This is a genomic window from Stenotrophomonas sp. GD03794, from assembly GCF_029842145.1.
GTDB lineage: Bacteria > Pseudomonadota > Gammaproteobacteria > Xanthomonadales > Xanthomonadaceae > Stenotrophomonas > Stenotrophomonas riyadhensis.
On sequence record NZ_JAOCFV010000030.1, the window covers coordinates 19,027 to 39,057 of the forward strand.

Genomic DNA, 20,031 nt, shown 5'->3' on the forward strand with positions numbered 1-20,031 from the left:
TCAACGCACCCCGGTATGGCCGAATCCACCCGTTCCCCGCACGCTGTCGGTGAAAGTATCCACCACCTGCAGGTTGACGCGGGCAATCGGCACGACCACCAGCTGCGCGATGCGATCGCCCGGCTCGATGGTGAAGGCCTCACGGCCACGGTTCCAGACGCTGATCAGCAGCGGGCCCTGGTAATCGGCATCGATCAGGCCGGTGCCGTTGCCGAGCACGATGCCGTGGCGATGGCCCAGCCCCGAGCGCGGCAGGATCACCGCGCACAGGTGCGGATCGGCGATGTGGATGGCCAGGCCGCTGGGCACCAGCGCGGTGTCGCCCGGCTGCAGGGTCAGCGCGGTATCCAGCGCCGCGCGCAGGTCCATGCCGGCGCTGGCCTCGGTTGCGTAGGCCGGCAGTGGCCAGCTGTCGCCGAAACGCGGGTCGAGCAGCTTGACCTGCAGCGGTTGGGAAGTGAAAGCCTGGGTCATGCCTGGAGTCTCCGCGCGATCAGCGCCAGCAGTTGTTCGGCCAGTTCACGCTTGGAGGTGGCCGGGAATACCTGTTCACCGTCCTGCCAGAAGGCCGTGGCGGCATTGTTGTCGCTCTCGAAACCGCCACCGCTGATGCCGACCTGGTTGGCGATCACCAGGTCGAGGCGCTTGTCGACCAGCTTGCCACGCGCGTATTTCTCCACGTCGTGGGTCTCGGCGGCGAAGCCGACCACCAGCTTCAGCGACTGGGTCTGCGCGGCGACTTCGGCAAGGATGTCCGGAGTGCGCACCAGCTCGATCACCAGCGACTGGCTGTCGGCGGTCTTCTTCAGCTTCTGCTGGGCCACCTGGCGCGGTGTGTAGTCGGACACCGCTGCGGCACCAATATAGATGTCGGCCGGCAGCGACTTCAGCACGGCATCGCGCATCTGCGCGGCCGAGCGCACGTCGACGCGCTGCACGCCGGGCGGCGTCGGCAGCTGTACCGGGCCGCTGACCAGCACCACCTGAGCACCCATCGCGGCGGCGGCAGCGGCCAGGGCAAAGCCCATCTTGCCGCTGCTGCGATTGCCGACATAGCGCACCGGATCAATGTCTTCATAGGTCGGGCCGGCACTGATCAGCAGGCGCAGGCCCTGCAGCGCGCGGGTTTCCGGTGCGGCAACCGCAGCGGCGGCACCGCCGTTGGCGGCCAGCGCGGCAACGATGTCGGCCGGTTCGGCCAGCCGGCCGGGACCGGATTCACCTTCGGCCAGCGGGCCGTCGACCGGGCCGATCACCTGTGCGCCGCGCTGGCGCAGCAGGGCGATGTTGGCCTGGGTGGCCGGATGCAGCCACATGCGGTGGTTCATCGCCGGGCAGAGGGTCAGCGGCGCGGTACTGGCCAGGCACAGCGTGCTGACCAGGTCATCGGCGTGGCCCTGGGCCAGCCGCGCCAGCAGATCGGCGGTACCGGGGGCAACCACGATGCGGTCGGCCCAGCGCGCCAGCTCGATGTGGCCCATGGCCTGTTCGGCGGCGCTGTCCCACAGCGTGGTGCGGGTGGGCTGCCCGGACAGGGCCTGGAAGCTGAGCGGAGTGACGAACTGCTGGGCACCGGCGGTCATCGCCACCTGCACCTGGGCACCGGCGTCGCGAAGGCGCCGCACCAGCTCCAGGGCCTTGTAGGCCGCGATCCCGCCTCCGACGCACAACAGCAGTTTCTGACCTTCCAGCGCGCGGGCCGGCGCGGGGGAAGCGTTGGGGGAGTCAGCCACCTGGAATTCCTGTGCAAACGAGGGCGTTAGCTTACCCGATGGTCGGTAATGTCCCGGTGCACGGTGCACATAGCGGACAGCTATCAGCAGATGGAGCGCGCTGCGCTTGACCCGGGGTTTGCCGGGCATCGGTTTCGGACCTTTCCTATACCTCTGCGGCCCTGCCCTTTTGCAGAATCAGGCGTTGGCCGCTGTGTGCTGCGGTCCGTCCGATCCCCGAGGAGCCGCGTGCACCCGCGCATCATCATTGCCGACGACCATCCGGTGGTTCTGCACGGCATCCGCATCGTGCTGCAGACCCACCTGATGGAGATCGTCGGCAGCGCCAGTGACGGCGCGGAGCTGCTGCAGCTGCTGGATCGGCATGACTGCGATGCGGTGCTGACCGATCTGTCGATGCCGGGCGACGGCCCGGATGGCCCGGAACTGATCGATGCACTGCGCGAGCGCCATCCCGGGCTGCCGGTGGTGGTGCTCACCGGAGCTCGTCATCCTGGACTGCTTGACGGCCTGCTGCGCGAGGGCATCAGCGGCCTGGTCGACAAATGCGCCGATTTCACCGAGCTGCCGCAGGCGCTGAGCGCGGCACTGGCCGGCCAGGTGTTCGTTTCCCAACAACTGCGCCACCACCTGCAGGCCCGCGACCTGCTGTTCCCGCGCGAACCGGCGCCGCTGTCGGCGCGGGAACAGGAAGTGCTGGATCTGCTGGCGGCCGGGCTCAGCGTGAATGCCGTCGCCGAACGCTGCGGGCGCAGCCCCAAGACGATCAGCCGGCAGAAGGCCGAAGCCAAGCGCAAGCTGGGCCTGCAGAACAACCAGGAACTGTTCGACTATCTGCAGACCCGGCGCGGGTGAGGCATCGCCCGACCCGGTGCTGCGGTGTGCACCGATGGGAGCCGCCACGCGGGCTGGCGATGATGCAGGCATGCCCATCCATGACTGGCCCGAACAGGAACGCCCCCGCGAGAAGCTCATCGCACGTGGGCCCACCGCACTTTCCGACGCCGAACTGCTGGCGTTGTTCCTCGGCTCCGGATTCGGTGGCCGCGATGCCGTGCAGACCGCGCGCGACCTGCTGCAGGCGCATGGCCCGTTGCGGGTGCTGCTGGACCGCTCCGCAGGCGACCTGGCCCGTCTGCCCGGGCTCGGCCCGGCGCGCAGCTGTACGCTGGCTGCCGGGCTGGAACTGGCCCACCGCTACCTGGCAGCGGAGCTGGAGCACGGCGAAGCGGTCGGCAACAACCCGGCCGCGGTCGGCCGCTACCTGCAGCACCGCCTGCGCGGGCAGGCGCGGGAAATCTTCATGGCGCTGTTCCTGGACAACCGCCACCGCCTGATCGCCTGCGAGGAACTGTTCCACGGCACCATCAACGCCGCCCCGGTCTACCCCCGCGAGGTGGTGCGGCGCGCCCTGCTGCACAACGCGGCGGCGGTGATCCTCAGCCACAACCACCCCTCCGGCGACCCGGAACCCTCCGGTGCCGACACCCGCATCACCGACGAACTGCAGCAGGCACTGGCGCTGGTGGATGTCCGCCTGCTGGACCACTTCGTGGTCGGTGAGGGCCGCCCCGTTTCGTTTGCTGAACGAGGCCTGCTGTCGCCGCCCCAGCCCCGCCTGTTCGGCTGAGCGCCCGCCCTCCAGGCGCCATCGGTCGCCCCCACAGGCAGGTTTGGGTCAGCGTGGCCGCTGGTATCTGCGCTAAAATGGGCGATTCCGCCGCTCATTCTCACAGCAGGCCTCGTGAAAAATCTCCTCCGCGCCCTGATCAGCCAAGGCATCGAAGCCTTGCGCGCCAATGGCACCCTGCCCGCCGACTCCCTGCCGCCGGACTTCGTGGTCGAGCGCCCGAAGACCCGTGACCACGGCGACTTCGCCACCAATGCCGCGATGCTGCTGGCCAAGGCCGCGCGCAGCAATCCGCGCGCACTGGCACAGGCGCTGGTCGAGGCGCTGCCGCGCAGCGAGGACGTGAGCAAGGTCGAGATCGCCGGCCCCGGCTTCATCAACTTCCACCTGGCCCCGGCCGCGTACCAGCGCGAAACCGCCTCGGTCATCAAGGAAGCCCACGACTACGGCCGCAACCTGTCCGGCAATGGCCGCACGGTGGGTGTGGAGTACGTGTCGGCCAACCCGACCGGCCCGCTGCATGTCGGCCATGGCCGCGCGGCGGCGATCGGCGACTGCGTGGCACGCGTGCTCGATGCGAACGGCTGGAACGCCAAGCGCGAGTTCTACTACAACGACGCCGGCGTGCAGATCGAGAACCTGGCGCTGTCCACCCAGGCACGGATCAAGGGTATCGCGCCGGACCAGGATGGCTGGCCGGAGGGTGGCTACCGCGGTGAATACATCGCCGACGTCGCCCGCGCCTACATGGCCGGCGCCAGTGTCGATCTGGAAGGCAGCACCGTGGTCGGTGCCAAGGACCCGGACGACATGCAGGCGATCCGCCGCTTCGCCGTGGCCTACCTGCGCAACGAGCAGAATCTGGACCTGGCCGCGTTCGGCGTCGACTTCGACATCTATTTCCTGGAAAGCTCGCTGTACGCCGACGGCAAGGTTGCCGAAGCCGTGGCCAAGCTGCAGGCCTCGGGCCACACCTATGAGGAAGGCGGCGCGCTGTGGCTGCGCAGCACCGACTTCGGTGACGACAAGGACCGCGTGATGCGCAAGTCCGACGGCACCTTCACCTACTTCGTACCGGACGTGGCCTACCACCTGTCCAAGTGGCAGCGCGGCTACGAGCGTGCGATCACCGAGCTGGGTGCCGACCATCACGGCTCGCTGGCGCGCGTGCGTGCCGGCCTGCAGGCCATGGAAGTGGGCATCCCGCAGGGCTGGCCGGAATACGTGCTGCACCAGATGGTCACCGTCATGCGCGGCGGCGAGGAAGTGAAGCTGTCCAAGCGTGCCGGCAGCTACTTCACCCTGCGCGACCTGATCGAGGAAGCCGGCCGCGATGCGACCCGCTGGTTCCTGATCGCGCGCAAGCCCGATTCGCAGCTGACCTTCGACATCGACCTGGCCCGCCAGCAGAGCAACGACAACCCGGTGTTCTACGTGCAGTATGCGCACGCCCGCGTCTGCAGCCTGCTGCGCCAGGCACAGGAGAAGGGCCTGGTGTACGAACAGGGCAATGGCCTGGCCAACCTCGGCCGCCTGGCCGACGACGCCTCGCTGCTGCTGATGAACGAGATCTCGCGGTATCCGGAAGTGGTGGAAGCAGCCGGCGTGGCGCTGGAGCCGCATCTGGTGGCGCAGTACCTGCGTGAATTGGCGCACGCGTTCCACACGTGGTATCACGGGACGCCGGTGCTGGTGGAAGACACCGCCGACCGCAATGCCAAGCTGACCCTGGCCTGCGCGGCACGCCAGGTGCTGGCCAATGGCCTCGACCTCCTGGGCGTCAGCGCCCCGGAAAAAATGTAAGCATCAGGAGACGCAGTACTCATGGCAGCACGACGCGGCAAAAGCCAGGCACGACGCAACAGCGGCAGCCAGGGCACACCCGGATGGGTGTGGCTGGTGGCCGGTGTAGCGATCGCGGCCGTGGTGTTCCTGGCGGCGCCGAACCTGTTCAAGGGCGAAGGCGATGGCTTCCTGCGCGCCGGTCCGCAGCCGAACCCGAATGCGCAGCCGGCCCCGGTTGCTGATGCCGACAGCGATGTCGGCACCCAGCCGGCCGCGCAGCCGACCACGCCGAAGCCGGCCGAACCGGAAAAGCCGGCCGCCACCCAGTACGACTTCTATACCCTGCTGCCGGGCAAGGAAGTTGAAATGTCCGACGCCGAACTGGCCGCCAGCGCGCGTGCCGAGGACCAGCGCCGGGCCAAGGCCGAAGCGCAGCGCGCGCAGGCGGCACTGGAAGGCAAGCCGGTTCCGCCGCCAGCGGCTACCGCGCCGGCACCGACGGCCACGGCCAGCGTGGCCAGCACCGCACCAGTGACCGCCACCAGCCGTCCGCTGCCGGCACCGCTGAGCGAACGACCGGCTGCGGCGACGCCGCCGGCGTCGACCAGCACCGCCGCCGCCACTCCGGCAGCGCGTGCGGAAACCGCGCCGACCGCGGCCACTCCCCCGGCCGCTGCGGCACCGGCTGCTGCCGACAACGCCCGCTACATCCTGCAGGCGGGTGCGTTCGGTGCCTCCGGCGACGCCGAAGCCACCAAGGCCAAGCTGGCCATGATGGGCCTGGCGGCACGCGTGGAATCGGCGCAGATCAACGGCAAGACCGTGTACCGCGTGCGCATGGGGCCGTACGGCAGCGCCGGCGAACTGTCCGAAGCCAAGCAGAAGCTGGATGGCACCGGCCTGCAGGCGATGGCGATCAAGGCGCAGTGAGCCTGCCGAAGTGAATGAAAAAGCCGGGCACTGCCCGGCTTTTTTTGTTTCTGTAGCGTCGAGCCATGCTCGACTGGGAGTAGAGCAACAGTCGAGCATGGCTCGACGCTACAAAGGGCGAAGAGCAGTCGAGCAAGCTCGACTCTGCAGACGGCGGTCAGCCTTCGCGGGCGACCTGGAAACCGGCGAAGGACTGGCTGACCGGCATCAGTTCCAGGCGATTGATGTTCAGGTGCGGCGGCAGCGTGGCCACCCAGAAGATCTGTTCGGCGATGTCTTCGGCGGTCATCGGGTTGGCGCCGGTGTAGAGCTTGTCCGACGCTGCCTGGTCGCCATGGGTACGCACCACGGTGAACTCGGTTTCGGCCATGCCCGGCTCGATCGTGGTCACGCGCACGCCGGTGCCGTGCAGGTCCGAACGCAGGCCGAGCGAGAACTGGCTGACGAAAGCCTTGGTGCCACCGTAGGCATTGCCGCCCGGGTACGGGTAGACACCGGCCACCGACGAAATGTTGATGATTGCGCCCTTGCGCTCCACCAGCTGCGGCAGCAGGCGGTGGGTCAGGGTCACCAGCGCGGTGATGTTGGTGTCGATCATCGTGGTCCAGTCCGACAACTTGGCGCTCTGTGCCGGCGCAGTGCCCTGCGCCAGGCCGGCGTTGTTGACCAGCAGATCGATCTCGCCAAAGGCCGGCGGCAGTGCCAGCAGCGCCGCTTCCATCGCCACCGGATCGCGGATGTCGAAGGCGGCGGCATGCACCACGTCCTTGCCGTAGCGCTCGACCAGCGGCTGCAGGCGTTCGCCGCGGCGGCCGGTGGCGATCACCTTCCAGCCCGCCTGGGCGAAGCGGTGGACGGCGGCGGCGCCGAAGCCGGACGTGGCGCCGGTAATCAGGACAGTGCGGGTCATCAGGCAACTCCAGGGGAAAAACCAGACCCCCATTCTGGCACCGTCGGCCGGGGGTTGCGTTGCCTGATCGGCCAGATCCGGCCCCGCCTGTCGGGGTGACCGGTACAATTGGGGCCATGATCAACAACGATGTCCTGCGCAGCGTGCGCTACTCCCTGGACCTGGGCGACCACCACGTGGTGACTCTGTGCCAGATGGCCGACCCCGCCTTCGCCGTGGATCCGGAACAGGTGAAAGCCTGGCTGCGCCGCGAGGACGAAGCCGGTTTCGAAGCGATGAGCGACAGCGCGCTGGCGCACTTCCTCGACGGCCTGATCGTGCACCTGCGCGGTCGCGATGAGAGCCAGCCTCAGCGTGCGGTGGAAACCCGCATCGACAACAACCTGGTGCTGAAGAAGCTGCGCGTCGCCTTCCAGCTGCGCGACGTCGATCTGATGGAGATCTTCGCCAGCGCCGGCTTCAACGTCTCCAAGTCGGAAGTGGGCGCATTGTTCCGCCAGCCCGGGCACACCAATTACCGGCGCTGCCTGGACCAGATGCTGCGCAATTTCCTCAAGGGCCTGAGCCTGCGCCTGCGCGGCTGAGCACGGCTTCGACAAACGCCCGCGCCGCCGGTGTCGGCAGTCGCTGCCAGACCAGGTGCACGCGGCGGGTCGGGGTCGGCTGCAGCGGAATCTGTACCACCCCCTGGAACCCGTCGGCGATCAACGCTGGCACGATGCCAACCGCCAGCCCATGGCGGACGAAGCGCTCGATCAGTTCCATCAGATTGACCTCGAAGCGCACCGTATGCGGCAGGCCAGCGGCGGCGAAGGCATCGTCGGTCTGGCGGCGTGCACCGGTGCCGCGCGGAAAGTCGACCAGCGCCTCGTCCTGCAATTCGGTCAATGGCAGCCGCTTGTGGCGGGCCAAGCGGTGCGACGGCGCCAGCACCGCCACCAGGTCTTCTTCCTGCAGCATCTGGTGGCAGACCCCGTCCAACCCCGCCGACGGCGCCAATCCGACCAGTGCCACGTCCAGCTCTCGCGACTGCACCTGCGCGATCAGGTCCTCGCTCTTGTCGACCCGCAGCTGGAACTCCACCTGCGGGTGCGCCTGCTGGAAGGCCGCCAGCATCGCCACCACATCGATGTCGGTCAGCGAGGAGATCTGCCCGATCGCCAGCAGGCCACGCACCTCGCCAGTGACGGCGGCCACGTCGGCGCGCAGGTGGCGCAGGCTGGCCAGCACCTGGCGTGCATGCACCAGCAGCGCCTCGCCGGCGGCGGTGGCCCGCACCTGGCGCGGCAGGCGCTCGAACAGCGTTGTGCCCAGTTCCTGCTCAAGATGGGCGATCTGGTGACTGAGCGCGGACTGCACCACGTGGCAGCGCTCGGCGGCGCGGGTGAAGTTGCCCTCCTCGGCCAGGGCGACGGCGAACTCGAGCTGCTTGAGATTCACGCAACCATCTCATTTCCAGATGACAGGGATGATGATGATTCATTTCCATCATGACTGCAGCAGGCGGACACTGTGCTCCCCCGCTTCCTGGAACACCGCGTGAGTCCGTCCCTTCCCCCTCTGCACCGCTGGCAGGTGCTGCTGATGTCGGTGGCTACCGGCGTGGCCGTGGCCAGCAACTACTATGCGCAGCCGCTGCTGCACACCATCGCCGATGCCTTCGGTGTGCCGTTCGGCCAGGTCGGCATGGTGGTCACCGCCGCACAGCTGAGCTATGCCGCCGGACTGATCCTGCTGGTGCCGCTGGGTGACCTGTTCGAACGCCGCCGCCTGATCGTGGTGATGAGCCTGCTGTCCGCCGGCGGGCTGGTGATCAGTGCCTGTGCGCCGTCGCTGGCCTGGCTGCTGGTGGGTACCGCGATCACCGGCCTGTTCTCGGTGGTGGCACAGGTACTGGTGCCGTTCGCGGCCACGCTGGCCGCACCGGAACATCGTGGCCGCGTGGTCGGCACATTGATGAGTGGCTTGCTGCTGGGCATCCTGCTGGCGCGCACCGTGGCCGGACTGCTTTCCAGCCTGGGCGACTGGCGCCTGGTGTATGCCATCGCCGCCGGCACCCTGGTGCTGACCGCGCTGGCGCTGCAGCGCGGCCTGCCGCGATTCCACCACAGCGCCGGCCTCGGCTATTTCGCATTGCTGCGCTCGATCGGCGTGCTGTTCGTGCAGGAGCCGGTGCTGCGCCAGCGCACCCTGCTGGGCGCCTGCAGCTTCGCCATGTTCGCGATCTTCTGGACCCCGCTCGCGTTCCTGCTGGCGCAGCCACCCTACGCCTACAGCGACGCCACCATCGGCCTGTTCGGGCTGGTCGGTGCCGCCGGCACGCTGGCTGCGGGCCTGGCCGGGCGCATGTCCGACCGCGGCCAGACCGGACGCGCCACCGCCATCGCGCTGGTGCTGTTGCTCCTGTCATGGCTGCCGCTGGGACTGTCGGCACACTCGCTGCTGGCACTGCTGGCCGGTGTGGTGGTGCTGGACCTGGCCGCGCAGCTGCTGCATGTCAGCAACCAGAACCTGATCTACGCACTGCAACCGGCGGCGCGCAACCGGCTCAACGCCGGCTACATGACCGGCTACTTCATCGGCGGTTCGCTGGGCTCGCTGCTGTCGGCGCAGGTCTACCAGCGCTTCGGCTGGACCGGGGTCTGCGTGGCCGGTGCTGCAGTGGCCGTGCTGGCCCTGCTGCTGTGGATGCCCGGCGCGCTGCGCGCACGCCAGGCTTCGGTGACTGACTAGAAGCTGCCCTGCAGCGCCAACTCCCACCGCCCACCGGCATTGCCCGGGAACAGCCGCTTCGCTGCGTTGTCGGTGTCATGCACGGTGGCCCGCAGCTCCCATGCCGGGGTCAGCGAGGCGATGGCACTGAGCTGGCCATGCAGGTAATCAGGCCCCTGTGCGGTGGCCAGCCAGTACTGGCCTACCGCCGCTTCCAGGCGGAACCGATCGTGCAGCGGCACCCGCACACCCAGCTGGGCATAGGTGCCGCGATGGCCACCGGCCAACGCGTCGTTGGAATGCGCGATCTGCAACCAGGCGCGCTGCTTCCAGGTCACGGTGGTATTGAGTTCGGTCCAGTCCAGCGCGCGGCCGGTACCTGGATACACATAGCGGGTCAGGTTGGCATCCAGTGTCCAGTCCGGTGCCAGCGCGCCGGACCAGCCTGCCACCAGGTCGAACTCGCTGCGCGCGCCATTGTCCGGTTTGAACGAAACGTTGGAGCCCCACACGCTGGCATACCAGCCCGATGCAACCGAGATCTTCGCGCCCGCCTGCACCGCCGGGTCGCCATCGCTCTGCGAGCTGCCACGCCACACGTAGTCGCTGGTCAGTGTGGCACTGCCGCTGACCTGCACCTGTGCCTGGGCGCTGCCGATGCCGAGCAGCCCTGCCAGGGCGGCCACCATCGCCGCCATCATCCCCTTGCTGTTCACTGCACTGTGTTCCTCGTTGAAGGCGGTTGCGCCGCCGGGAGCGCAGTGTCGAGGTGGTGGCCGTAACGGATCGAGGGTGCTGCCGGGCCCGTGGCGCAAATTCGGCGTAAATCCCGTGGACCGGGGGCCGCGTGCCAGCGGCGCGGTATCATGGCGCCTTGTTTCCAGGAACCAACCGCGTGGACGCCATCCTGACCCCGGTATCGATCGGCGAGCTGATCGACAAGATCACCATTCTCGAGATCAAGGCCGAGCGCATCGACGATGTGGCCAAGCTGGCCAACGTCCGCACCGAGCTGGACGGCCTGCTGCCCTTGCTGCAGCAGCAGCTGCAGGCACAGCCGGCACTGGCCGTGCTGAAGCAGCAGCTGAAGGCGATCAACGAGCGCATGTGGGATATCCAGGACCAGCTGCGCGACAAGGAAGCAGCCCAGGTGTTCGACGATGCGTTCATCCAGCTGGCGCGTGGTGTCTATGGCACCAATGGCGAGCGCGTGCAGGTGAAGAACGAGATCAACCGCGTGGCCGGTTCGGCGCTGGTGGAAGAAAAGCAGTACCAGGGCGAATAAGCCGGCTCACCCTCATTCGAGCAGATGCCGGATGCGGAACAGTTCGCCGTCACTGCGGATGCCGAGCTTGCGATAGGCGGTCCGCTTCTGCGTACTGACCGTGCTGGCCGTACGGCCGAAACGCCGTGCGACCTCACCGGTGCTGCAGCCCTGCAGGACCAGCCGGAGCACTTCGCGCTCACGTCGGCTCAATGCTGCGAGCAGCGGCTCCGGTGTCCGCCGCATCCGCGATCGACTCAACGCCGTGCGAAGTTCCGGCGGTACGAAGCGTCCGCCACGGACCAACACATCGACCGCGCGTCGCAGCATGTCCGGCGAAGTCTCCTTGGACAGGAAGCCGCGCGCGCCAGCCTGCATCGCCAGGGTCACCGTGCTGGCATTGCAGTGTGCGGACAGCACCAGCACCGGCAGCAGCGGCCAGCGCCGTGACAGCAGGCGAAGCAGGGACAAGCCTTCCCCGGGCCCATGCGGTGCCAGCAGATCGACCAGCAACAGGTCGATGTCGCCGGGCTGGCGCTGCAGCAGGTCGAACAGTTCGCGCTCACAGGTGAAGCTGGCACAGACCTGCACGCCAGCGTGCCGGCGCAGTACGACTTCCACCCCCAGCCGAAGTACTGGATGCGGCGCCAGCATGGCCAGGCGGCAGGGCCGGTCGAGACACAGAGCGGGAACGGCAGGCGGCATCACACAGATCCGGCAATACGAAGTACCCACCGTAGGTCGGTGCTGCGGTCAGCGGAATCCAATTTATTGCAACAGAGCACGACCGGGGCGTGTGGTCAGGCGCGGTTTCGTTTCCCCACAACGCAACAGGCCCGGCAGAAGCCGGGCCTGTCGAGGCATCTTCAGCGCGCAGGCGCGCCGAGGAAGCAATTACCAGCTGAAGCGCGGGCCGACGGTGTATTCCTTGTCGCCGTCGCGGTTCATCTTCAGCTCGCCGTTCAGGCCCCAGTTCTGGTTCAGCTTGACCTGACCGCCCAGGCGACCGTACCACTGGCCTTCCGGATTGATGCCGTGCTTCTTCGAGAAGTCTTCGTAGCCGACCATGCCGTAGACTTCGGCGTGGGCACCGAAGGCGGTGCGGATACCGGCTTCAGCGCTGTAGCCGTTGAAGTCCAGGCCGTGCTTCTGGTCGCGCTTCTGGTAGGCAACGCGGGCAACGAAGTCGGTGGTCGGAGCGATTTCAACGTTGTAGCCGGCGCCGATCTTCCACTGGTCCAGCTTGATGTTGGTGTGGTCGATTTCCTGGCGGCTGTACTCACCGAAGGCGTGGAAGTTCGGCAGGAAGCCGTAGGAACCCTTCACGCCCCAGCCGTCGGCCTTGAACGCGTCGATGTCGGTCTTGGCGTAGTCAGCTTCGGCGTAGTTGTACGACAGGTTCTCAGCAGCCGAGGCGGTGAACGGCAGGGCAGCGGCCAGGGCCAGAGCAATCAGCGAATTCTTCATGGGGGTACACCTTTACTTTCTTATGGTGTGCAGCAGCGCCAGGGCGCCATCGCATCGGGAATGTAAATTCTCCGTTATTCGCCACAACGCTCCCTGAAAACAGCGGTCTTCGCATTGCTGAATTTTTTGGCTTGATTCAGGCTGCGTCTGGCATACGCGCGCGGCGCGCGTGCATTTCATGGGCTACAACGAACGTGCGCTGCTGAATTGTCGATCCATGGCGCCCTGGTTCGTCGGGTACTTGAAGGCCGTGCATGCGGCACGGTCCATCCGGAGGCAGGCAATGAGCTACATCGATGGTTTCGTCCTGGCGGTGCCCACCGCCAACAAGGAGAAGTTCCTCGCCCATGCACGCACAGGCGATCCCGTTTTCATCGAGTACGGCGCGCTGCGTGTGGTCGAATGCTGGGGTGACGACGTACCGCACGGCAAGACCACCGACTTCTTCGGCGCGGTGAAAGCCACGCCGGATGAGACGGTGGTGTTTTCCTGGATCGAATGGCCGGACAAGCCGACCCGCGACGCCGGCATGAAGAAGATGATGGAAGACCCGCGGTTTGATCCGGCGAAGAATCCGATGCCGTTCGACGGCGCGCGGATGATCTACGGTGGGTTCGTACCGCTCTACGAGCTGACGCGCTGAATCCGGCGGACGTGCTCAGCGCGCGTCCGTGTCATCGCTGGCAGACGCATGGCCGGCGCCCAGAGCGGCGCCGGCGCCGAGGCCCACACCGCCCATGCCGGCCCCCATTCCGCCACCGCCACCACCACCCGCACGACCGCCCTTGGCATCGCCGTCGTTGCGGCCCTTGCCGCCACCACTGGCAGCGGGTCGGGTTGGTCCCTGCGGCGGTATCTGCAGGTCGGTCGGAATCGGCGCCAGATCCAGCGCTTCGCGCACGAAGTCGCGCAGCGAGACCACCAGTTCGTGGGTGTGCACCGGCCGCCCCTGTGCCAGTTCGTTGGCCGCGCGCGCGGCCAACCGCACCTGTTCGTCGGTGCCCAGCAACAGGATGTCCGACAACGCGGCCTCGACGGCATCGCGGATGCGGCGCGCGCGATCCGAGCGGGGTTCGGCGATGCCTTCGGCATCTTCGCGCTGGCGCAGGTCGCGGCGATGGCTGGGATCCACGCCCAGTTCGCCAGTGAAGGAACCGCCCAGGGTCTTGTAGGCCGCCATCAGCGTGCGCAGCCGCTCATTGATCTGCCGGTTCTCGCGCTCGCGGCGCTGCTGCAGGGTCTGCATCACCAGCAGGCGGATGCCCACGCCCAGCAGGGTGATCAGGACCAGGCCAGCCAACGTGGACAGCACGCCCTGCCAGGAACTGAAGTCGATACCACGCATGCCCGGGGCTCCGGCGGGAAGAACCTGCATCTTGCCCCATGGGGTGTCCCAGAAACGCGAAAGGCCCCACCACCCGTTGGGTGGCAGGGCCTTCGGTCACGGCGCCATTACTTGCGCTTGGCGACCTTGCGCACGGCCTTCTTGGCCGGAGCCTTCTTGGCGGCGACCTTCTTCAGCGGCGCAGCCTTCTTGGCGACCGTCTTGCGGGTGGCGGCAACCTTCTTGCCCACCGCCTTCTTGGCAACGGCGGTCTTCTTGCCGACAACCTTCTTGGCAGCAGCGGTCTTCTTGCCGACGGCCTTCTTGGCGACAGCAGCCTTCTTGCCGACAACCTTCTTGGCGGCCGCGGTCTTCTTGGTGGCGACCTTCTTGGTAGCGGCAACCTTCTTGCCGACAACCTTCTTGGCAGCCACGGCCTTCTTGCCAGCGACCTTCTTGGCGGCGACGGTCTTCTTGGCCACGGCCTTCTTGGCGGTAGCGACCTTCTTGCCGACAACCTTCTTGGCGGCCGCGGTCTTCTTGGCAACGGTCTTCTTGGCGACGCCGGCCTTCTTGGTGGCGGCCTTCTTCACGGTGGCGACCTTCTTGCCGGCAGCCTTGGTGGCGGCCTTGGTGGTCTTCTTGGCAGCAGCGGCCTTCTTGGTCACGGCCTTGCCTGCAGCCGCCTTCTTCTTGGCCACTTCCTTCTTCAGGGCAGCGGCTTCGGCCTTGGCGTTCTTCTTGGCGGCTTCCAGCTTCTTCTTGGCGTTGGCAACGGTCTTGCCGACCGACTTGGCAGCCTTCTCGGCCTTCTTGGCAACGGTCTTCTCAACCTTGGCCACAGCCTTCTTGGCCTTGGCAACGCGGGTACCGGCAGCCTTGGTGGCGCGCTTGACGGTCTTCTTGACCGACTTCACGGCGTCTTCGGCGGCGTGGGCGATGGTCTCGCCGACGTTGGTGGCGGTTTCTTTCACGTTCTCGACGGCGTCGGTCACGACCGACACACCATTACCGTTGCTCATGTTGCCCTCCTGGGGGCCTTAAGTATCAAAACGGGGCGATGCTATACCGACATTGACGATCGTGGAACGGGGCATGCGCCCGCAATCGCATCTGATGCGACGGCAATGGTGTAGCCCACCACCCTCATCAACGCTGCCGTCGTGCACGAAACCCCTTCTTTTCAGTGCTGCGCCGCAAGGTCACGGCGGGCGGAAGCGTTCGGCGCATGCGCCCGCTCAATTGCAGCCGAAGGCGTGCGATATGGCGCATCGCGGCACCGGGATGCGCAGAACTGCGCAAGTATCGGCCTGTATCGCGCCACGCCCGGGCGCGTATCCACGTTGCGTGGCGCACGGATCGCGCTGTCGCCAACGGCTCATTCGCGGCGCGCGCGGTCGGCGCTCCGGGCGCCCGGTTTTCATGGCGCATTTATCCAGATCGCGACACACTCATTCAGCTTGTTTTACCGTAGGGCCGAACCGCCCCCACCCACGCCAGCGAACCGACTCCCATGCGACCGCTTCCCACCCTGCTCACGCTCGCAATCGCCGCCGCCTTCGGTGGCTTCGTTGCCACCGGCATCAATGCGCACCTGGACAACCGGGCCGATGCCGCACCGCTGCCAGCGGTCTTGCCGACCAGCGCCGCACTGCCGGCCTCGGTAGCCGGGCAGGCGGTGCCGTCGCTGGCACCGATGCTGGAAAAGGCGATGCCGGCGGTGGTCAGCGTCAACACCAAGCAGGTGGTGCGCGTGCGCAACCCCTTCTTCAATGACCCGTTCTTCCGCCGCCTGTTCCCGGACATTCCGCAGGAACGCATCAACGAATCGCTCGGCTCCGGCGTGATCATCGACGCCAAGGAAGGCCTGGTACTGACCAACCACCATGTCATCGACAACGCCGATGACGTGCAGGTGACACTGGCCGACGGGCGCACGGTCAAGGCGGAGTTCCTCGGTTCGGACCGCGATACCGACATCGCACTGATCCGCATCCCGGCGCAGAACCTGACCGACATCAAGCTCGGCAACAGCGACCAGCTGCGGGTGGGCGACTTCGTGGTGGCGATCGGCAACCCGTTCGGCTTCAGCCAGACGGTCACCTCGGGCATCGTCTCGGCGGTGGGCCGCAGCGGCATCCGAGGGCTGGGCTACCAGAACTTCATCCAGACCGATGCGTCGATCAACCCGGGCAATTCCGGTGGCGCTCTGGTCGACCTGCAGGGCCAGCTGGTCGGCATCAACACCGCCAGCTTCAACCCACAGGGCAGCATGGCCGGCAACATCGGCCTGGGCCTGGCGATTCCGTCCAACCTGGCGCGCAGCGTGGTCGACCAGCTGGTCAAGCACGGTGTGGTGGTGCGTGGCACGCTGGGCGTGGAGAGCCAGAACCTGACCGCACAGATCGCGCAGGGGCTGGGCCTGGGTGAAACCCGTGGTGCGCTGATCACCCGGGTACTGGCCGGTTCGGCCGCTGCCGCAGCCGGGCTGAAGCCGGGCGATGTGGTGGTCTCGGCCAACGGCCAACGCGTGGACAGCGCTGAAGCCCTGCACAACGTGGAAGGCCTGGCCGCGGTCGGCAGCCCGCTGACGCTGGACGTGCGCCGCGAAGGCAAGCCGCTGCAGATCAAGGCAACGCTGAAGGAACAGGCCCGCGCAGTCACCGGCGACAGCCTGGATCCGCGCCTGGGCGGCGCCACCTTCGTCGACCTGCCGGAGTCGCTGCGCCAATCGGGCGTTGGTGGCGTACTGGTCAGCGAGGTCAAGCGCGGCAGCCGCGCCGCCACCAACGGCCTGCAGCAGGGCGACATCATCACCGATGCAACGGTGGGTGAATTCGCCGACCTCGCCAGCTGGCGCGCCAATTTCCAGCAGCGCCCGCCAACGCTGGTCGTGCGCGTACTGCGCAACAATGGCCAGCAGCAGGGCCAGCTCGTGATGCGCTGATCGCCCAGCCGTAACACCCCCTATACCCCGGCAATGCTATTGCTGTCAGTCCAGGTCGGCACCGCCGACACCCGTTCCCCCATCGCAACAGGAGTGATTCGATGAGCCCCACCAATACCGAGAACCTGAAGGAACACCTGGGTGAAGCCGGTTCCCACCTGAAGCAGGCCGCCACGGCCGCCGGCGGTGCGATCAAGGGCGCAACCGGTGCCGCGACCGACGAACTGCGCATCGGCAAGGCCAACGTCAAGGCCGAACTGTCCGACAGCGCGCTGTCCGGCCTGGCCGCCGCCGAGTTCGGTGGTGCCGCTGCCAAGGAACAGGTCGACGCCCTGATGGACAAGGGCAAGGACCTGATCGACAGCGCCGCCGAGCTGATCCGTGAGCGTCCGCTGGCCTCGTTCGGCGTCGCCTTCGCTGCCGGCTGGATCATCGCCAAGCTGGCCCGCGGCAGCAGCGACAAGTAAGCCGCGGCGTGAGCGAAGACAACGCGCAAGCCCCTGATCCGGCGGCCACCCCGCCGCTGGATGAGAGCATCCGCCAGGTCGGCGCGGCCGGTCGTGCCGCTGCCGATTCGGCCAAGCATTCGCTGCGTTCGCTGCGCCGGTTGGCCTCGGCCGACTTCGCACTGGCACGCAGCGCGTTCGGCCGTGCGCTGGCCTGGGCCGGCGTGGCGATCGTGTTCGGTGCCTCTGCCTGGCTGCTGATGGCCGCCACCCTCATCGCCCTGCTGCAGAGCTGGGGCCTGAGCTGGCTGCAGGCCCTGCTGATCACCTCGTTGCTCAGCCTGGCCGTCACCGGTTACGCGATCTGGCGGGTGTCCTACTTCTTCCACCACACCGGCATGCACGCCACCCGGCGCCAGCTGTCACGCCTGGGCCTGTTCGACGAGCCCAGCGAAGACGATCCCGATGCCGATGTGCAGCTGCCGGAGGGCAAGCCATGAAGTTCGGTGCGCTGCAACGGCGGGTGAAACGCTGCGAACAGGTGGTGACCGTGCGCCTGGTTGAAACCCAGGACCACTGGTCCACGCTCAGCCAGGTCTGGCGACAGGGCTGGTCACCGCTGCGCATCGTGGTGGTCGGTCTGGCCGGTGGCTTCATTGCCGGCAAGCTGGAAGTACCCGGCAAGGTCAACGGTGCCCGCTGGCTGCAGATGGTGGGTTCGGTCTCGAACCTGTTCGCCAGCGCGCAGGCCGCGTTCGCCACGGCGATGGCGGCGCAGGCGGCAGCCAGCGCCGACGACGCGGCCGAAGAAGCCGACGAAGCCAGTGAGCAGGTGCAGGCGACCGCGTCGGCATCCACCGCTCGGCCGGCACCAGCGGCGCAATCCGCCGCGGAACCGGAACTGCGCGAACCGCGCCCGGCCGAGGCCGCCACCGAGCTGTCCGAACGTTGATCCACGAAATCCGCCGCGCCGATCGCGGCCGGCGGATAATGCGCTCCCCTTTCCGGTTGATGCGTCGATGAGCGAGTCCCTCCTGTCCCCGCCACCGGCCGGCCCCGACGAGCCAGAGGCAGCGCTGCCACCGCCGTCGCGCCCGCGCGGGCCGATGTCGCTGGTGGTGCTTGCGACCCTGGCGGTGGGCTACACGCTGTGGGCCGCACAGGACATCATCCTGCCGGTGCTGCTGGCGATGTTCTTCGCGCTGGTCGGCAACCCGATCCTGCGCCTGCTGCAGAAGCTGTGGATTCCGCGCGCGCTGGGCGCACTGTTGATCCTCGGTGCGGGCCTGGGCGTGACCGGTTCATTGGCCGTGCAGCTGATCGGCCCGGCGATGGAATGGGCGCAGGAAGCCCCACAGCAGCTGCGCAAGGTCGCCCGTCAGGTGCAGGACCTGACCAAGCCGGTGCAGCAGGCCAACCAGGCGGCGGAGAACTTCGCGCGCGTGGCCGGTGGTGACAGCAACCACAAGGTGCAGGTGATCCGCACCCAGCTGGACGACCCGTACCGCATGCTGACCCGCGCGCCGCGGCTGGCGGCTTCGGTACTGGCGGTGGTGCTGCTGACCCTGTTCTTCATGATCTACGGGCAGAGCCTGCAACGCGCAGCGATCGCCCTGTTCCCGAACCGCCAGCAGCAGCGCTTCACCAGCGACATCCTGCGGTCGATCGAGCGCGAGGTCTCTCGCTACGTGCTGACCATCAGCGTGATCAACACCCTGGTCGGGCTGGTGTTCGCCGGTGTGTTGATGCTGTTCGGCATCGGTCTGCAGGAAGCCCTGCTGTGGGGCACGGTGGCTGCATTGCTGAATTTCGCCCCGTATGTCGGTCCGCTGATCGGCGTGGCGCTGATGCTGCTGATGGGCTTCGTCGAGTTCCGCGACCCCCTGCAGGCCCTGCTGCCGGCCGCCGCCTATCTGGGCCTGCACACCCTGGAAGGGCAGATGGTGACCCCGATCGTGCTGGGCCGGCGCATGAAGCTGTCACCGCTGGTGCTGATCCTGGCGCTGATGGTGTTCGGCTGGGCCTGGGGCATGATCGGCCTGCTGCTGGCGGTGCCGCTGCTGGTCTGCATCAAGCTGGTGCTGGCACGGCTGGACGGCATGCAGGGCTGGGCGCGGCTGCTGGAATGAAAGCCCGTGCGGGCAGGGGTAGAATGGCGGGGTGAATTTCCCAGTCCAAGCCATCACCCTCGACCTTGACGACACGCTGTGGCCGTTCGCTCCGATCGGCGCCCGCATCGACCTGGTCCTGCACGAGTGGATGCGTGAACACAGCCCCGCCACCGCCGAAATGTATCCGGTGGCGGCGATGCGCGAACTGCGCGAGCGCCTGTACCACGCCCATCCGCACCTCCATCACGACCTGAGCGCACTGCGCCGGCTGACCCTGCACGAAGCGCTGCACACCAGCGGTGCCAGCCTGGAGCTGCTGGAACCGGCGTATGAAGTGTTCTACGCCGCGCGCAACCAGGTCGAGTGCTACCCCGATGCGATCGACGCACTGGCGCGGATTGCCGCGCGGGTGCCGGTGGCGGCGCTGAGCAACGGCAATGCCGATCTGGAGCGAATCGGCCTGGCCCATCATTTCGCCTTCCAGCTGGGCGCGCGCGAACACGGCGCAGCCAAGCCGGAGGCGAGCATCTTCCATGCCGCCTGCACCCGCCTGGGTGTGGCGCCGGCACAGGTACTGCACGTCGGCGACCATGCCGAAATGGACGTGGCCGGGGCGATCGCCGCCGGCCTGCGCGGGTGCTGGATCAACCGCGAAGCAGCCACCTGGACCCATCCGCAGCTGCAGCCGGACCTGCAGTTCGACACCCTCACCGGTTTGGCCGACTGGTTGGATGCCAACCTCGATGCCGCCGCACCCCGGAGTATCTGACGC

The 20,031-nt window shown here is 67.4% G+C and carries 23 protein-coding genes; 14 read left to right on the top strand and 9 right to left on the bottom strand.

Annotation, left to right across the window (positions count from 1 at the left end):
* Together dut and coaBC are read right to left on the bottom strand one after the other, a co-directional pair.
* Positions 1 to 474, bottom strand: a complete 474-nt coding sequence (gene dut / locus N5D91_RS15525; RefSeq protein ID WP_110710806.1) for a dUTP diphosphatase — start codon at positions 472 to 474, stop codon at positions 1 to 3.
* On the bottom strand, positions 471 to 1,733 hold the full coding sequence (coaBC, locus tag N5D91_RS15530) for a bifunctional phosphopantothenoylcysteine decarboxylase/phosphopantothenate--cysteine ligase CoaBC (protein ID WP_164162253.1): 1,263 nt from the start codon (positions 1,731 to 1,733) through the stop codon (positions 471 to 473). The genes dut and coaBC overlap by 4 nt, the downstream gene beginning before the upstream one ends.
* 228 nt (positions 1,734 to 1,961) lie before the next feature.
* Between coaBC and N5D91_RS15535 the strand changes: the two genes are divergently transcribed.
* The 4 genes from N5D91_RS15535 (at position 1,962) to N5D91_RS15550 (ending at position 6,078) form a co-directional block, all read left to right on the top strand.
* Complete coding sequence (locus tag N5D91_RS15535) at positions 1,962 to 2,588, top strand: response regulator transcription factor (protein ID WP_110710804.1); 627 nt, start codon at positions 1,962 to 1,964, stop codon at positions 2,586 to 2,588.
* A gap of 70 nt (positions 2,589 to 2,658) precedes the next feature.
* A complete protein-coding gene (gene radC / locus N5D91_RS15540; protein ID WP_110710803.1) occupies positions 2,659 to 3,363 on the top strand; it encodes a DNA repair protein RadC in 705 nt (234 codons plus the stop codon).
* Between the two features lie 114 nt (positions 3,364 to 3,477).
* On the top strand, positions 3,478 to 5,166 hold the full coding sequence (argS, locus tag N5D91_RS15545) for an arginine--tRNA ligase (protein WP_110710802.1): 1,689 nt from the start codon (positions 3,478 to 3,480) through the stop codon (positions 5,164 to 5,166).
* 21 nt (positions 5,167 to 5,187) lie between these two features.
* A complete protein-coding gene (locus N5D91_RS15550; protein WP_164162255.1) occupies positions 5,188 to 6,078 on the top strand; it encodes an SPOR domain-containing protein in 891 nt (296 codons plus the stop codon).
* A 157-nt stretch (positions 6,079 to 6,235) separates the two neighbouring features.
* Here the strand turns inward: N5D91_RS15550 and N5D91_RS15555 are convergent, their stop codons facing one another.
* Positions 6,236 to 6,988, bottom strand: a complete 753-nt coding sequence (locus tag N5D91_RS15555) for an SDR family NAD(P)-dependent oxidoreductase (RefSeq protein ID WP_110710800.1) — start codon at positions 6,986 to 6,988, stop codon at positions 6,236 to 6,238.
* 116 nt (positions 6,989 to 7,104) lie between these two features.
* On the opposite strand from N5D91_RS15555, the gene N5D91_RS15560 reads away from it, so the two are divergent.
* Positions 7,105 to 7,572: a DUF1456 family protein gene (locus N5D91_RS15560; protein ID WP_005411992.1), complete on the top strand. Its 468-nt coding sequence runs from the start codon at positions 7,105 to 7,107 to the stop codon at positions 7,570 to 7,572.
* Here N5D91_RS15560 and N5D91_RS15565 read toward each other — a convergent pair.
* Positions 7,541 to 8,428, bottom strand: coding sequence for a LysR family transcriptional regulator (locus N5D91_RS15565; protein ID WP_110710799.1), 888 nt, complete (start codon positions 8,426 to 8,428; stop codon positions 7,541 to 7,543). The two genes, N5D91_RS15560 and N5D91_RS15565, sit on opposite strands and share 32 nt — an antisense overlap.
* 144 nt (positions 8,429 to 8,572) lie before the next feature.
* On the opposite strand from N5D91_RS15565, the gene N5D91_RS15570 reads away from it, so the two are divergent.
* Positions 8,573 to 9,721 (top strand): MFS transporter, encoded by a 1,149-nt coding sequence (locus tag N5D91_RS15570; RefSeq protein ID WP_153856794.1) that lies wholly within the window; start codon positions 8,573 to 8,575, stop codon positions 9,719 to 9,721.
* Here the strand turns inward: N5D91_RS15570 and N5D91_RS15575 are convergent.
* Positions 9,718 to 10,416 carry a TorF family putative porin gene (locus N5D91_RS15575; protein WP_180855214.1) on the bottom strand — a complete coding sequence of 233 codons (699 nt, stop codon included), beginning with the start codon at positions 10,414 to 10,416 and terminating at the stop codon, positions 9,718 to 9,720. The genes N5D91_RS15570 and N5D91_RS15575 overlap by 4 nt on opposite strands.
* 179 nt (positions 10,417 to 10,595) lie before the next feature.
* Here N5D91_RS15575 and N5D91_RS15580 point away from each other — a divergent pair, with 179 nt between their 5' ends.
* On the top strand, positions 10,596 to 10,985 hold the full coding sequence (locus N5D91_RS15580; protein ID WP_110710796.1) for a DUF6165 family protein: 390 nt from the start codon (positions 10,596 to 10,598) through the stop codon (positions 10,983 to 10,985).
* Between the two features lie 12 nt (positions 10,986 to 10,997).
* Here N5D91_RS15580 and N5D91_RS15585 read toward each other — a convergent pair whose 3' ends face one another.
* Together N5D91_RS15585 and N5D91_RS15590 are read right to left on the bottom strand one after the other, a co-directional pair.
* Entirely contained in the window at positions 10,998 to 11,669 is a 672-nt protein-coding gene (locus N5D91_RS15585; RefSeq protein ID WP_164162259.1) for a response regulator transcription factor, read from the bottom strand.
* A 189-nt stretch (positions 11,670 to 11,858) separates the two neighbouring features.
* A complete protein-coding gene (locus N5D91_RS15590) occupies positions 11,859 to 12,431 on the bottom strand; it encodes an Ax21 family protein (RefSeq protein ID WP_032130335.1) in 573 nt (190 codons plus the stop codon).
* Between the two features lie 283 nt (positions 12,432 to 12,714).
* Here N5D91_RS15590 and N5D91_RS15595 point away from each other — a divergent pair, with 283 nt between their 5' ends.
* Positions 12,715 to 13,074 carry a DUF1428 domain-containing protein gene (locus N5D91_RS15595; RefSeq protein ID WP_049455507.1) on the top strand — a complete coding sequence of 120 codons (360 nt, stop codon included), beginning with the start codon at positions 12,715 to 12,717 and terminating at the stop codon, positions 13,072 to 13,074.
* Positions 13,075 to 13,089: 15 nt separating this feature from the next.
* On the opposite strand, the gene N5D91_RS15600 is transcribed toward N5D91_RS15595, so the two are convergent.
* The gene (locus N5D91_RS15600) at positions 13,090 to 13,776 is read right to left on the bottom strand and encodes a hypothetical protein (RefSeq protein WP_110710794.1); all 687 of its coding nucleotides are present in this window, start codon (positions 13,774 to 13,776) and stop codon (positions 13,090 to 13,092) included.
* Positions 13,777 to 13,883: 107 nt separating this feature from the next.
* Complete coding sequence (locus N5D91_RS15605; RefSeq protein WP_153856762.1) at positions 13,884 to 14,777, bottom strand: histone; 894 nt, start codon at positions 14,775 to 14,777, stop codon at positions 13,884 to 13,886.
* Positions 14,778 to 15,268: 491 nt separating this feature from the next.
* Between N5D91_RS15605 and N5D91_RS15610 the strand changes: the two genes are divergently transcribed.
* The 6 genes from N5D91_RS15610 (at position 15,269) to N5D91_RS15635 (ending at position 20,028) form a co-directional block, all read left to right on the top strand.
* Positions 15,269 to 16,702: a Do family serine endopeptidase gene (locus tag N5D91_RS15610; RefSeq protein ID WP_110710793.1), complete on the top strand. Its 1,434-nt coding sequence runs from the start codon at positions 15,269 to 15,271 to the stop codon at positions 16,700 to 16,702.
* Between the two features lie 101 nt (positions 16,703 to 16,803).
* Positions 16,804 to 17,169: a hypothetical protein gene (locus N5D91_RS15615; protein ID WP_004153835.1), complete on the top strand. Its 366-nt coding sequence runs from the start codon at positions 16,804 to 16,806 to the stop codon at positions 17,167 to 17,169.
* Positions 17,170 to 17,177: 8 nt separating this feature from the next.
* Positions 17,178 to 17,648 carry a phage holin family protein gene (locus tag N5D91_RS15620; protein ID WP_004153834.1) on the top strand — a complete coding sequence of 157 codons (471 nt, stop codon included), beginning with the start codon at positions 17,178 to 17,180 and terminating at the stop codon, positions 17,646 to 17,648.
* Positions 17,645 to 18,100, top strand: coding sequence for a protein sip-5 (locus N5D91_RS15625; RefSeq protein ID WP_110710792.1), 456 nt, complete (start codon positions 17,645 to 17,647; stop codon positions 18,098 to 18,100). Before N5D91_RS15620 ends, N5D91_RS15625 begins: the two co-directional genes overlap by 4 nt.
* Before the next feature lie 67 nt (positions 18,101 to 18,167).
* On the top strand, positions 18,168 to 19,277 hold the full coding sequence (locus N5D91_RS15630; protein WP_110710791.1) for an AI-2E family transporter: 1,110 nt from the start codon (positions 18,168 to 18,170) through the stop codon (positions 19,275 to 19,277).
* A 31-nt stretch (positions 19,278 to 19,308) separates the two neighbouring features.
* Entirely contained in the window at positions 19,309 to 20,028 is a 720-nt protein-coding gene (locus N5D91_RS15635) for an HAD-IA family hydrolase (protein WP_164162262.1), read from the top strand.
* Positions 20,029 to 20,031: the final 3 nt, after the last annotated feature.

Bases quoted from the DNA above. Each gene is read 5' to 3' on its own strand.
- N5D91_RS15595 (WP_049455507.1), top strand. From the start codon at position 12,715: ATGAGCTACATCGATGGTTTCGTCCTGGCGGTGCCCACCGCCAACAAG.
- N5D91_RS15605 (WP_153856762.1), bottom strand. From the start codon at position 14,777: ATGAGCAACGGTAATGGTGTGTCGGTCGTGACCGACGCCGTCGAGAAC.
- N5D91_RS15590 (WP_032130335.1), bottom strand. From the start codon at position 12,431: ATGAAGAATTCGCTGATTGCTCTGGCCCTGGCCGCTGCCCTGCCGTTC.
- N5D91_RS15570 (WP_153856794.1), top strand. From the start codon at position 8,573: ATGTCGGTGGCTACCGGCGTGGCCGTGGCCAGCAACTACTATGCGCAG.
- N5D91_RS15625 (WP_110710792.1), top strand. From the start codon at position 17,645: ATGAAGTTCGGTGCGCTGCAACGGCGGGTGAAACGCTGCGAACAGGTG.
- N5D91_RS15560 (WP_005411992.1), top strand. From the start codon at position 7,105: ATGATCAACAACGATGTCCTGCGCAGCGTGCGCTACTCCCTGGACCTG.
- N5D91_RS15550 (WP_164162255.1), top strand. From the start codon at position 5,188: ATGGCAGCACGACGCGGCAAAAGCCAGGCACGACGCAACAGCGGCAGC.
- N5D91_RS15585 (WP_164162259.1), bottom strand. From the start codon at position 11,669: ATGCCGCCTGCCGTTCCCGCTCTGTGTCTCGACCGGCCCTGCCGCCTG.
- N5D91_RS15610 (WP_110710793.1), top strand. From the start codon at position 15,269: ATGCGACCGCTTCCCACCCTGCTCACGCTCGCAATCGCCGCCGCCTTC.
- radC (WP_110710803.1), top strand. From the start codon at position 2,659: ATGCCCATCCATGACTGGCCCGAACAGGAACGCCCCCGCGAGAAGCTC.
- N5D91_RS15555 (WP_110710800.1), bottom strand. From the start codon at position 6,988: ATGACCCGCACTGTCCTGATTACCGGCGCCACGTCCGGCTTCGGCGCC.
- N5D91_RS15615 (WP_004153835.1), top strand. From the start codon at position 16,804: ATGAGCCCCACCAATACCGAGAACCTGAAGGAACACCTGGGTGAAGCC.
- N5D91_RS15600 (WP_110710794.1), bottom strand. From the start codon at position 13,776: ATGCGTGGTATCGACTTCAGTTCCTGGCAGGGCGTGCTGTCCACGTTG.
- N5D91_RS15630 (WP_110710791.1), top strand. From the start codon at position 18,168: ATGAGCGAGTCCCTCCTGTCCCCGCCACCGGCCGGCCCCGACGAGCCA.
- dut (WP_110710806.1), bottom strand. From the start codon at position 474: ATGACCCAGGCTTTCACTTCCCAACCGCTGCAGGTCAAGCTGCTCGAC.